The 10,347-nt window shown below is 70.7% G+C and carries 13 protein-coding genes; 4 read left to right on the top strand and 9 right to left on the bottom strand.

The window, feature by feature from the left end:
* Nucleotides 1-540 precede the first annotated feature (540 nt).
* Entirely contained in the window at nucleotides 541-1,833 is a 1,293-nt protein-coding gene (tyrS, locus tag ACLQ29_RS23930; protein ID WP_425773706.1) for a tyrosine--tRNA ligase, read from the bottom strand.
* Nucleotides 1,834-1,940: 107 nt separating this feature from the next.
* Between tyrS and ACLQ29_RS23925 the strand changes: the two genes are divergently transcribed.
* Complete coding sequence (locus tag ACLQ29_RS23925) at nucleotides 1,941-2,324, top strand: PaaI family thioesterase (RefSeq protein ID WP_393367998.1); 384 nt, start codon at nucleotides 1,941-1,943, stop codon at nucleotides 2,322-2,324.
* A 19-nt stretch (nucleotides 2,325-2,343) separates the two neighbouring features.
* On the opposite strand, the gene ACLQ29_RS23920 is transcribed toward ACLQ29_RS23925, so the two are convergent.
* The 7 genes from ACLQ29_RS23920 to ACLQ29_RS23890 form a co-directional block, all read right to left on the bottom strand.
* On the bottom strand, nucleotides 2,344-3,675 hold the full coding sequence (locus ACLQ29_RS23920) for a hemolysin family protein (RefSeq protein ID WP_425773694.1): 1,332 nt from the start codon (nucleotides 3,673-3,675) through the stop codon (nucleotides 2,344-2,346).
* 257 nt (nucleotides 3,676-3,932) lie between these two features.
* On the bottom strand, nucleotides 3,933-4,574 hold the full coding sequence (locus tag ACLQ29_RS23915) for a hypothetical protein (RefSeq protein WP_425773693.1): 642 nt from the start codon (nucleotides 4,572-4,574) through the stop codon (nucleotides 3,933-3,935).
* Nucleotides 4,575-4,583: 9 nt separating this feature from the next.
* Complete coding sequence (locus ACLQ29_RS23910; protein ID WP_425773692.1) at nucleotides 4,584-5,084, bottom strand: GNAT family N-acetyltransferase; 501 nt, start codon at nucleotides 5,082-5,084, stop codon at nucleotides 4,584-4,586.
* Nucleotides 5,085-5,230: 146 nt separating this feature from the next.
* Nucleotides 5,231-5,866: an FMN reductase gene (locus ACLQ29_RS23905; RefSeq protein ID WP_425757999.1), complete on the bottom strand. Its 636-nt coding sequence runs from the start codon at nucleotides 5,864-5,866 to the stop codon at nucleotides 5,231-5,233.
* Nucleotides 5,863-7,005 carry an LLM class flavin-dependent oxidoreductase gene (locus ACLQ29_RS23900; RefSeq protein ID WP_393367934.1) on the bottom strand — a complete coding sequence of 381 codons (1,143 nt, stop codon included), beginning with the start codon at nucleotides 7,003-7,005 and terminating at the stop codon, nucleotides 5,863-5,865. Before ACLQ29_RS23900 ends, ACLQ29_RS23905 begins: the two co-directional genes overlap by 4 nt.
* Before the next feature lie 159 nt (nucleotides 7,006-7,164).
* Nucleotides 7,165-7,440, bottom strand: a complete 276-nt coding sequence (locus ACLQ29_RS23895; protein WP_393367932.1) for a ubiquitin-like small modifier protein 1 — start codon at nucleotides 7,438-7,440, stop codon at nucleotides 7,165-7,167.
* Nucleotides 7,441-7,442: 2 nt separating this feature from the next.
* Nucleotides 7,443-8,528 carry a WD40/YVTN/BNR-like repeat-containing protein gene (locus tag ACLQ29_RS23890; RefSeq protein ID WP_425773691.1) on the bottom strand — a complete coding sequence of 362 codons (1,086 nt, stop codon included), beginning with the start codon at nucleotides 8,526-8,528 and terminating at the stop codon, nucleotides 7,443-7,445.
* Nucleotides 8,529-8,718: 190 nt separating this feature from the next.
* Here ACLQ29_RS23890 and ACLQ29_RS23885 point away from each other — a divergent pair, with 190 nt between their 5' ends.
* Together ACLQ29_RS23885 and ACLQ29_RS23880 are read left to right on the top strand one after the other, a co-directional pair.
* Entirely contained in the window at nucleotides 8,719-8,931 is a 213-nt protein-coding gene (locus ACLQ29_RS23885) for a type II toxin-antitoxin system HicB family antitoxin (RefSeq protein WP_425773690.1), read from the top strand.
* Between the two features lie 65 nt (nucleotides 8,932-8,996).
* Entirely contained in the window at nucleotides 8,997-9,179 is a 183-nt protein-coding gene (locus ACLQ29_RS23880) for a type II toxin-antitoxin system HicA family toxin (protein ID WP_425773689.1), read from the top strand.
* Here the strand turns inward: ACLQ29_RS23880 and ACLQ29_RS23875 are convergent, their stop codons facing one another.
* On the bottom strand, nucleotides 9,180-9,812 hold the full coding sequence (locus ACLQ29_RS23875; RefSeq protein WP_425773688.1) for a DNA-3-methyladenine glycosylase: 633 nt from the start codon (nucleotides 9,810-9,812) through the stop codon (nucleotides 9,180-9,182). It lies immediately after the preceding gene.
* A gap of 86 nt (nucleotides 9,813-9,898) precedes the next feature.
* On the opposite strand from ACLQ29_RS23875, the gene ACLQ29_RS23870 reads away from it, so the two are divergent.
* Nucleotides 9,899-10,324 carry a DNA-binding protein gene (locus ACLQ29_RS23870; protein WP_425773687.1) on the top strand — a complete coding sequence of 142 codons (426 nt, stop codon included), beginning with the start codon at nucleotides 9,899-9,901 and terminating at the stop codon, nucleotides 10,322-10,324.
* The last annotated feature ends 23 nt before the right edge of the window (nucleotides 10,325-10,347 follow it).

Raw genomic sequence — 10,347 nt, 5'->3', positions numbered from 1 at the left:
CTGGCTTTACAAGCACCCTGTTGAGTTCTCAAAGAACAACCACACACCGACCAGAAGCCCCACCTCAGTGGAACCCCAACCGGGGCTTTTCGTTCTGCGTCCCTTAGCGCTTTCCAGCGCCAGGCACTTTTACTACGTTACCCGCTCGTTTCCGCCGTGTCAAACCGGTGTTTCGCGGTTCGTCGTGCTTCATTCGTTAATGCGGGCACCATGCTTGACCGGCTCGCGCCGCTCTCGTCACGGATTTGGCAGGCCGGCCGCTGCGGTTTCCCGCGAGCTCGCCCGGTGCCCTGCCGGTTGGTAACCTTACCCGGTCGGTTCCGCCGCACCAAATCCGCCTCGCGGCGACGTTTGGGGGCACCACCCGGTGCCGGCCCCGAGGAGTTCAACCCCTCCGACCCGGCGGTCGTCCCGCGCTCCGGCCGCCTCAGGCTTTCGCCTGTTTCGTCCGTTCCGCGCTGGCAGAGAGAAAGTTACGCGTCCGGCGGGATGATCGTCAAATCCGCCGGACGCGTCCCCCGTCACATCGTCGACAGTCGACTATTCGCCCAGCTCAACGCCCGCGAACGAACGCTTACCGCGGCGCAGCACCAGGTATCGCCCGTGCAGCAGGTCGGTCGCCGACACTCCGGCGTCCACCTCGGTCACCCGGTTGTTGTTGACGTAGGCGCCACCCTCGGCGATCACCCGGCGGGCCTCCTTGAGGCCGTTGACGAGCCCGGAGTCCCGCAACAGCCCCGCCACATCCGGCAGTTCGCCGGTGAGGCGCACCAGGCCGGCCTCGGTCAACGCCGCGCGCAGCGTCTCCGGGGCCAGGTCGTCGAGCGACCCGCGGCCGAAGAGGGCCTGACTGGCAGCGATCGCCTGTCGGGTCTCCTCGGCGCCGTGCACCAGGGTGGTCAGCTCCTCGGCGAGCGCACGCTGTGCCAGGCGGGCCGCCGGCCGCTCGGCCGTCGCCTTCGCCAGCTCCTCCAGCTCGTCGCGGGTACGGAAGCTGAAGTAGCGCAGGTAGCGGTCGACCTCCTGGTCCTCGACGTTGAGCCAGAACTGGTAGAACGCGTACGGGCTGGTCATCGTCGGGTCGAGCCAGACGGCGCCGCCCTCGCTCTTGCCGAACTTCGTGCCGTCGGCCTTGGTGACAAGCGGCGTGGTGAACGCCTGCACCGGCCCCGCTCCCCGCCGCCGGACGTAGTCGACGCCGGCGGTGATGTTGCCCCACTGGTCGGAGCCACCGAACTGGAGCTGACAGCCGTGCCGGCGGTGCAGCTCGAAGAAGTCGTTGCCCTGCAGCAGTTGGTAGCTGAACTCGGTGAAGCTGATGCCCGTCTCCAACCGGGCCCGCACCACCTCCCGCGCGAGCATCTTGTTGACCGGGAAGTGCTTGCCCACGTCGCGCAGGAACTCGACGATCGACATCTCGCCGGTCCAGTCCAGGTTGTTGACCAGCTGCGCCGCGTTGTCGCCGGTGTACGACACGAAGGGCGCGAGTTGGTCGCGGATGCGCTCGACCCAGCCGGCGATCACCTCGGGCGGGTTGAGCGTCCGTTCGGCGCTCTCCTTCGGGTCACCGATCTGCCCGGTCGCCCCACCCACCAGCAGCAGCGGGCGGTGACCCGCGAGTTGCAGCCGGCGGGCCATGAGGACCTGCATCAGGTTGCCGACGTGCAGGCTCGGGGCGGTCGGGTCGAAGCCCACGTAATAGGTGGCGGCCGCTCCACCGTCGAACAGCTGGCGCAGCTCGTCGAGGCCTGTCGAGTCCTGGATGAGGCCACGCCAGAGCAGGTCATCGGTCAGGGAGTCCCGCCCGGACGGCGGGGGGCTGCTGTCGGTCACGGTCACCGATTCTCCCCCATCGCCGGCGCCGACCCGTACCGGGTTTGCCGTAACCCGCCCCGGTTAGGCTTGCGTCCCGTTGATCGAGGAGGGGTTCTGCCGTGGAGATGCCGGATCTGACGGGTGGTTTCGTCGCCCTGCTCGGCCTGACCTTCGACGAGGCGTCCGCCGACCGGGTGGTCATCAGCTGGCAGGTCCGCCCGGAGCTGCACCAGCCGTTCGGTATCCAGCACGGCGGGGTGTACTGCTCGGTCGTGGAGACCGCGGCAAGCGTCGGTGGCTCCCTCTGGCTGGCCGACCGGGGCACGGTGGTCGGCGTGTCGAACCAGACCGACTTCCTGCGGGCCGTGCGGGAGGGCGAGTTGACGGCGGTCGGCACGCCCGTGCACCGGGGTCGCAGCCAGCAGCTCTGGCAGGTCGAGATCACCGACGCCGACGAGCGGCTGGTCGCCCGGGGTCAGGTCCGGCTGCAGAACCTGTCGCGCGACTGAGCGGCGGCACCCGGCCGGTTCAGCTACGGGCCTCGTCCAACACCGGCTCCGCCGCCTGGTCGGCGTCGGGGTCGGTGTCATCAGGCACCCGACTGACCCGTACCTCGGTGATCGCCCGGTGGTCGATGCCGGCCACCACCAGCACCCAACCGTCCAGGGTGACGTCCTCGCCGGCCACGGTGGGGATGTGCCCGAGTCGGGCCAGCACCAGCCCGGCGACGGTGGTGTAGTCGCCGTCCGGGCGCGACGGCAGCTCGACGCCGATGTTCGGCAGGTCGTGCACCGGGAAGGTGCCGGGCAGCAGCAGCGCGCCGTCGGGGTCACGGCGCACCGAACGCACGTCCCGGTCGGTCTCGTCGTAGATCTCACCGACGATCTCCTCCAGGATGTCCTCGAGCGTGACGATGCCGTCGACCGCGCCGCGCTCGTCCACGACGAGCGCGATGTGCTGGCGCTCGGCCTTGAACTGGCGCAGCGCCTCCACCACGGGCAGCGAGTCGGGCAGCAGCATCGGGGGGCGGGCGATCTCGTCGACCGGGCGGTCGTCGGGCACGCCCACCAGGTCGCGCAGGTGGATCACGCCGGCCGTGTCGTCCAGGCCGCCGTGGCGCACGACCGGCGCGCGGGAGTGCCCGGTGGCGGCCAGCACGAGCCGCGCGGCCTCCGCGGTGGTCCCGCTGTCGAGCGTGAAAACCTGCAACCGGGGTACGAGGACAGCCCGCAACCGTCGGTCCGCGATCTCCACGGCGCCGGCGATGATGGTGCGCTGCTCCTTGGTGAAGCCGTGGTTGCCGGCGACGATGTCGCGCAGCTCGTCCGGGCCGATCTCCTCCGGCTGGTGTTTCGGGTTGAGCCCGACCAGGCGGACCACCACGTCGCTGGTGGCGCCGAGCGCCCAGACGGCCGGCCGGGTGAAGCTGGCGAGCACATCGAGAGGGCGGGCCACCAGCAGTGCCCACCGCTCGGCGGACTGCATCGCGATCCGCTTGGGGGCCAGCTCACCGAAGACCAGGGTGACGAAGGTCAGCGCGAGGGTGACCACCACGATGGCGACCGTCTCGGCCGCGCCGCCGAACACCCCGAGCAGCGGGACGAGCGGCTTGGCCAGCGAGACCGCCGCGGCGGCGGAGGCCAGGAAGCCGGCGAGGGTGATGCCGATCTGGATGGTGGCCAGGAAGCGGTTCGGGTCCTTGGCGAGCCGGGCCAGCACCCGCCCGGCCCGGCTGGTGCGCTCCAACCGTTGGATCTGGCTGTCCCGCAGTGACACCAGCGCCATCTCGCTGCCGGCGAAGAGGGCGTTGATCACGACCAGGACTCCGACCAGGGCCAGTTGGCTCCCGTAGCTCTGCACGCCTGGTTCGCTCCCTCTGCGGTGGTGGCGCCGGCAGATACGCGCGGCGCCCGCCGGTCGACGAGACCGCCCGGCGTAGGCGTCTGTTTGCCCCGTCCGGTGCTCGCCGAATCCTGCCCGGGTGAGGCTACGCCGTCTCGGGCGTCAGTGACGCTGCGCCGGATCGGGCGTCAGTGACGCTGCGCCGGATCGGGCGTCAGTGACGCTGCGCCGGATCGGGCGTCAGTGACGCTGCGCCGGATCGGGCGCGGGTGACGCTACGCGGGATCGGCGGCCGGGGTCGCCGGCAGATCGAGGACGTACGAGTCGCCCTCCGGGCGGAAGCCGAGCCGGTGGTAGTAGGGGGCGACCATGCGGGGCGGGCTGACCACCCGGCGGAAGCCTCGTTCGGTGAACAGGTGGCTGCGCCGGTAGACGAACTCGCCCGGGGTGAAGTCGCGGAACTTGGGGGTCACGTAGTCCAGGTCGATCTGGGCGACGCCGCGTGCCTCGGCGTGCGACAGCACCACGCCCACCACCTCGTCGGCCGTGACCACCAGGAAGGCGGATCGGTCGGACGCGTCCGGGTCCCAGTGGAAGTCGGGGTTGAACCGGGCGATGTCGGCGGCGTGCACCCGCAGCGTGTGCGCGAGGAACTCGTCGCCGACACCGACCTCCACCACCTGGTAGGTCTGCTCGTCGTGCCGGGTGGCGAGCATCCCGCGCAGGTACCAGATGTTGATCGCCGCGAGCACGACGTTGAGCCCGACCATGGGCCAGACCTCGATGGCGGCGTTGTAGCCGATCAGCACGACGCTGCCGACGAGATTGAGCGCGCGCAGCCGCAGGACGCGCGACTGCAACAGCGACCAGACCAGTACCGCGGAGCCGGCCCAGCCGACCAGATCCAACCAGTTCACCCCGCGAGACTAGTGCCCGCCCAGGTCAGGGGCGTCGGCGGGCAGCTCCAACAGCCACTCCTCGACGTCTTCGCCGCGGCCGTTGGCGTACCCCGAGTCCTCGCCGACCACCACGAACCCGCATTTGCGCAGCACCGCGAGGGACGCGGCGTTGTCCTTGGCGGCGCGGGCGTGCACCGGCCGGGGCACCTCGCGCAACAGGGCGGACAGGGCGGCGGTGGCGTAACCACGCCCCCACCGTTCCCTGTCGATCCAGTAGCTGACCTCGGTCTGGTCCTCGACGGGAAAGGCGCTCACGTAGCCGACCACCTCGCCGTCGACCTCGATGGTGCGGACCCGGTTGGCCGGGTTGGTGAGCACCCGGGCCCAGTGCCCGGCGAACTCCCGACGGTCGGACGGGTCCTTGGCGACGAAGGCCGCCATCCGGTTGGCCTCCGGATCCTGCTGGTAGAGGAAGAACTCGACGAGGTCGTCCTCCAGGACCGGGCGCAGCCGCAGTTGAGACGTCATCCGGCGAGACTACGCAGCGGGTGGGACGGCGTGGGACCGCCGGCCCAGGACCGCCGGCCCGGGACCGCCGGCCCGGGACCGCCGGCCCCACGCGAGCGATCCGCCCGCCGTCCCGCGCCGCGCAGCCCGACCTGTCGCCCACCCGGTCAGCCGACCGACGCGCCGTCTCCCCGGTCGAGCAGGTGCAGGAAATCGGTGGTCAGGGCGAACGGGTCGGCAGGGCCGCTGCTCGGCGGCCGACGCTCGACCTGGTCGGCCAGCTCACCGGCGGCGCGCCGGATCCGGCCCCGCAACGCGCCGTCGGCAGTGCCGTCGGACCAGTCCTCCGGAGCGGCGAAGACCGCGGTGGGCACCACCACCGCCCGGAGGTAGGCGAACATCGGGCGGACGGCGTGCTCCAGTGCCAGTGAGTGGCGGGCGGTGCCGCCGGTGGCCCCGATCAGCACCGGCCGGTCGACGAGCGACGCGGAATCCAACACGTCGAAGAACGACTTGAACAGCCCGTTGTACGAGGCGCTGAAGATCGGGGTGACGGCGATGAGCCCGTCCGCGCCGGTCACCGCGTCGATGACCTCGCGCAGCGCCGTCGGCGGAAAACCGGTGAGCATGTTGTTGACCACGTCGTGGGCATATTCGCGCAGGTCGACGACGTGCAACTCCACCTCGGAGCCGCGCCGGACCAACTCGTCGCGGGTGGCCGCGGCGAGCTGGTCGGCGAGCAGCCGGGTCGACGAGGGCTGACTCAGCCCCGCCGAGACCACGGCCAGGGTGCGGTGGGTCATCGGGTCGCCCCCTCCGGCGCCTTGCCCGTGACGTCGTCGACGGCGTGCACGGTGCTGTCCTTGCCGCCACCGGCGGCAGCGACCAGGGAGGCGTGGGTCGGCGCGTCCGGCACGTGCGCGGGACGCAGCGCCTCGAACTCCTTGCGCAGCACCGGCACGACCTCCTCGCCGAGCAGGTCGAGCTGCTCCAGCACGGTCTTCAGGGGCAGGCCCGCGTGGTCCATCAGGAACAGCTGCCGCTGGTAGTCGCCGACGTACTCCCGGAAGCCGAGCGTGCGGTCGATGACCTGCTGCGGGCTGCCCACGGTCAGCGGCGTCTCCCGGGTGAACTCCTCAAGCGACGGCCCGTGCCCGTAGACCGGGGCGTTGTCGAAGTACGGCCGGAACTCGCGGACGGCGTCCTGCGAGTTGCGGCGCATGAACACCTGCCCACCGAGGCCGACGATGGCCTGGTCGGCGGTGCCGTGGCCGTAGTGCGCGTACCGCTGGCGGTAGAGCGCGACCATCCGCTGGGTGTGCTCCTTGGGCCAGAAGATGTGGTTGGCGAAGAAGCCGTCGCCGTAGTACGCGGCCTGCTCGGCGATCTCGGGGCTGCGGATCGAGCCGTGCCAGACGAACGGGGGCACGCCGTCGAGCGGACGCGGCGTCGAGGTGAACGACTGCAACGGGGTGCGGTACTTGCCCTTCCAGTCGACCACGTCCTCGCGCCACAGCCGGTGCAGCAGGTCGTAGTTCTCGATGGCGAGGGGGATGCCGGCGCGGATGTCCTTGCCGAACCAGGGGTAGACCGGGCCGGTGTTGCCGCGGCCCATCATCAGGTCCACCCGGCCGTCGGACAGGTGCTGGAGCATCGCGTAGTCCTCGGCGATCTTCACCGGGTCGTTCGTGGTGATCAGCGTGGTGGCGGTGGACAGCAACAGCCGCTCGGTACGCGCCGCGATGTGGCCGAGCATCGTGGTCGGTGACGAGGGCACGAACGGCGGGTTGTGGTGCTCGCCCGCGGCGAAGACGTCCAGACCGACCTCTTCGGCCTTGAGCGCGATGGCGACCATGGCCTTGATCCGCTCATGCTCGGTCGGCTCCCGACCGGTGGTCGGGTCGACCGTGACGTCGCCGACGGTGAAGACTCCGAACTGCATGACCAGCTCCTCGCGTGTCAACCGGGTGCCGCCGTGGTACCCGGACGCAGCTCACAACTTATTTGACGACGCAACTATTCCGTCGGCGGCACGTCTCGCGGTGGCGCGGGTCACGCCGGATAACGGACATCCGCGGCGTTGACGGGCCTTACCGCCGGCTCAACCGCCGGCCACCGAGGGGAGCACCTGCACCTCGGCGCCCTCGTCGACGGGCGTGGCCAGCCCGCCCGAGTGCCGGCAATCCTCACCGTCGACGTAGACGTTCACATAGCGGCGCAGCTCGCCACGTTCGTCGCGGATCCGCCGGGCCAGCCGAGGATGCGCGACGGCCAGCTCGTCGAGGACCGCCCGCAGCGTCCCGGTGGCGCCGACGCTCAGCCGACTGGCCCCGCCGGCCTCGCCCCGCAGCGGGCCGGGCAGCAGCACGGTGACCACGCTCAGACCGCCGCGGCCCGGACGCAGAGCACGTCCGGCAGGTGTGCCGCCACCAGGGACCAGGAGTCGCCCTCGTCGCGGCTGGCGAAGACCGAGCCGGAGCGGGTGCCGAAGTAGACCCCGCCGGGGGTGGCGTCGTCGGCGCACATCGCGTCGCGCAGCACCGCCGGGTAGAACGGCCCCTCGGGCAGCCCCACCGACAGCGGCTCCCACTTGCCGCCGGCATCGGCGGAGCGGAACACCCGACAACGGTGGTCGGTGGGGAACCGCTCGCTGTCGGCCACCAACGGGAAGGCCCACACCGTGCCGCCGCGCCTCGGGTGGGCCACCATCGGGAAGCCGAAGTCGCTGGGCAGCCCGTCGGCGATCGAGGACCAGGTGCGGCCGTCGTCGTCGGAGCGGTAGACGCCGTGGTGGTTCTGCGCGTACAGCCGCTCGGGATTGACCCCGTCCCGGGCGACCTTGTGCACGCACTGGCCGAACTCCGGCCACTCGTCGGGCATGAAGTAGGCGCGGATGCCGGTGTTGCCCGGCGCCCAACTCGCCCCGGCGTCCTCCGAGCGGTAGACCCCGCCGGTGGACATGGCGACAAGCAGCCGAGCCGGGTCACGCGGGTGCGGCAGCACGGTGTGCACGGCCTGACCACCGAAGCCGGCCTCCCACTGCGGGCGGTGCGGGTGGTCCCAGAGGGAACGGACCAGCTCGAAGCTGCGGCCACCGTCGGTGGACCTGAACAGCGCGGACGGCTCGGTGCCGGCCCAGATGACGTCCGGCTGGTCGGGCCCGGCCGGCACCAACTGCCAGACCCGCCCGAGGGAGACGCCGGTGTCGGCCGGGAACGCCACCGGCGCGTGGTCCGGCTCGTCCCAGGAGGCGCCGAGGTCGTCGCTCGTGGCGACGCTGGGGCCGAAGTGTGAGCTGCTCATCCCGGCGAGCAGCCGCGGGGTGGACCGCCGGGTGTCGACCGCGACCGCGTAGACACCGGTCATCGGGAAGTGCGGGCCGGTGATCTCCCAACTGCGCCGGTCATCGGCGCTTGTGGCGAGAAACAACCCCTTGGCCGTGCCGATCGCGAGCAGCGTCGCCATGATGTCCTCCGAACCGTCGGTGAGCAGGTGCGGTGATTATGGCCACACCCACCGACACGTTCCCGGGACACACACCCGCAGAGGCACAACGCGTCATGCCTGGTCGACTCGTGGAACGACGACTTCGCCTCCCTCTCCGGAACGCGACCAACTCGTAGAATGACGGTCTCGCCTGCTCAAGGAGGCCTCAATGGTTCGGACGTTCACCGCGGCGGTGCACGAGGAAGATGGCTGGTACGTCGCGCGGTGCCTGGAACTGGACGTAGCCAGCCAGGGCGAGACGCTCGACGCCGCCCTGGCCAATTTGCGTGAGGCGGTCGAGGCGTATCTCGAGGAGGTTTCCCAACCGGCTATCGAAGCCACACCTCTGGTGACGTCCTTCCAAGTGGGAAGAGCCGCATGAGCCCAGCACTGGCAGACCTTCCGCTTCGCAGGTGCTGGCCGGCCTGACGAAGGCTGGGTTCGATCATGTTCGTACCAAGGGAAGCCACGCGGTCTATTCGTACCAAGGGAAGCCACGCGGTCTATCGGAACTCCGCCGGAAATGTGGTCGTGGTACCGCAGCACGCCACCGTAAAGCGCGGAACCCTGGCTTCGATCCTCCGCCAGGCCGGGTTGACGCCGGCGGAGTTCCTGCACCTGATCGAGTAATCAGGTCTCATCCTCGACCGCTTTTGCGGCCCGCCGGCGGGGGCTGTGCCGTCGATAGGCGCTCACGGTGGCGTCGCCGGTGATCCAGAAGCGCCAGGGAACGTCGTGCGCGGCAGCTACCCCGACTCGTGGTCCGGCGGAGATGGCTGATCTCGGGACCGGACGGGTCGGCGGCGTCAGCAGCAGCGGGCCCTCACCGTCGAGCATGGATGTGCCGTTGGCCGACGCGCTGACCCCGAGCGCAACCACCAGCCGCGCGGGCCCGCGCGCAAGGTCACGATCGAGCACCTTGTCCCCTCGGCGCTTGCGGGCGATGTCCACCCCATCGACGACCTCACCCGCTCGCAGCAGGACGGCAGAGGCCTCCCCCTCAGGAGCGCACACGATGTTCAGACACCAGTGGACGCCAAAGACGAAGTATGTGTAGGCGTACCCGGCCGGACCGAACATGACTCTGGTGCGCGGGGTGGGACCCCGATGAGCGTGGGAGGCCGGGTCCTCCCCGGTGCCCGCGTACGCCTCAACCTCGGTCAGCCTGATCCGCACACCGCCGGCGGTGATCTCCCAGCCAAGAAGCGACTGCGCCGTCTCAGGCACCTGACCGGCGGGAGCGTGCAGCCATGAGTAGTCCACCCCTCCAGGAAACGTCAGGCCGCGGAGATCGGCAAACCTTTGAACATTGTGTTGACAACAGAGAGTTGAGGGTGTGTGCTCGGACCATGACGACGAACGACCCGTTCACCGCGCCGCACCCGGCCCACGCCCGCGCCCACCGCACCCACGAGGCGCTCCAGCGCATCAGCGATCGTCACGCCGGCACCGACGCCCAGCGGGGGCGCTGGGCCCACCCGTACGTGCTGGACCCGTGGGAGGCGGTCGCCCTGGTCACCGCGTTGGCCGCCGGCGGCGCCGAGCGGGAGCCGGCGGAGAAGCCGGTCGACACCGCCGACCTCACCGCCGCGCTGACCCTGCTGCCACACGTCCGCGCCGAGTTGGACGCGCTGGAGGCCGGGCTGATGACGCTGGCCCGCGACCGGGGGCTGACCTGGCAGGCGATCGCGTACGGGCTGGGGCTGGGCAGCGCGCAGGCGGCTCGGCAGCGCTACGAGCGGGTCGCCGCCCGCTCGGCCGAGCAGACCGCCTGAGCCGGCGCTCCGGGACCGGCGGT

Source organism: Micromonospora sp. DT228, assembly GCF_049841595.1.
In the GTDB taxonomy this organism is placed as follows: domain Bacteria; phylum Actinomycetota; class Actinomycetes; order Mycobacteriales; family Micromonosporaceae; genus Micromonospora.
Note: the sequence above shows the minus strand (reverse complement) of the source record. Positions and strands in the feature narration are given on the sequence as shown.

What these genes read in the sequence shown, in the direction of transcription:
- ACLQ29_RS23925 (WP_393367998.1), top strand. Translation starts at nt 1,941, where the DNA reads ATGCCGGATCTGACGGGTGGTTTCGTCGCCCTGCTCGGCCTGACCTTC.
- ACLQ29_RS23910 (WP_425773692.1), bottom strand. Translation starts at nt 5,084, where the DNA reads ATGACGTCTCAACTGCGGCTGCGCCCGGTCCTGGAGGACGACCTCGTC.
- ACLQ29_RS23905 (WP_425757999.1), bottom strand. Translation starts at nt 5,866, where the DNA reads ATGACCCACCGCACCCTGGCCGTGGTCTCGGCGGGGCTGAGTCAGCCC.
- ACLQ29_RS23900 (WP_393367934.1), bottom strand. Translation starts at nt 7,005, where the DNA reads ATGCAGTTCGGAGTCTTCACCGTCGGCGACGTCACGGTCGACCCGACC.
- ACLQ29_RS23890 (WP_425773691.1), bottom strand. Translation starts at nt 8,528, where the DNA reads ATGGCGACGCTGCTCGCGATCGGCACGGCCAAGGGGTTGTTTCTCGCC.
- ACLQ29_RS23885 (WP_425773690.1), top strand. Translation starts at nt 8,719, where the DNA reads ATGGTTCGGACGTTCACCGCGGCGGTGCACGAGGAAGATGGCTGGTAC.
- ACLQ29_RS23880 (WP_425773689.1), top strand. Translation starts at nt 8,997, where the DNA reads ATGTTCGTACCAAGGGAAGCCACGCGGTCTATTCGTACCAAGGGAAGC.
- ACLQ29_RS23870 (WP_425773687.1), top strand. Translation starts at nt 9,899, where the DNA reads ATGACGACGAACGACCCGTTCACCGCGCCGCACCCGGCCCACGCCCGC.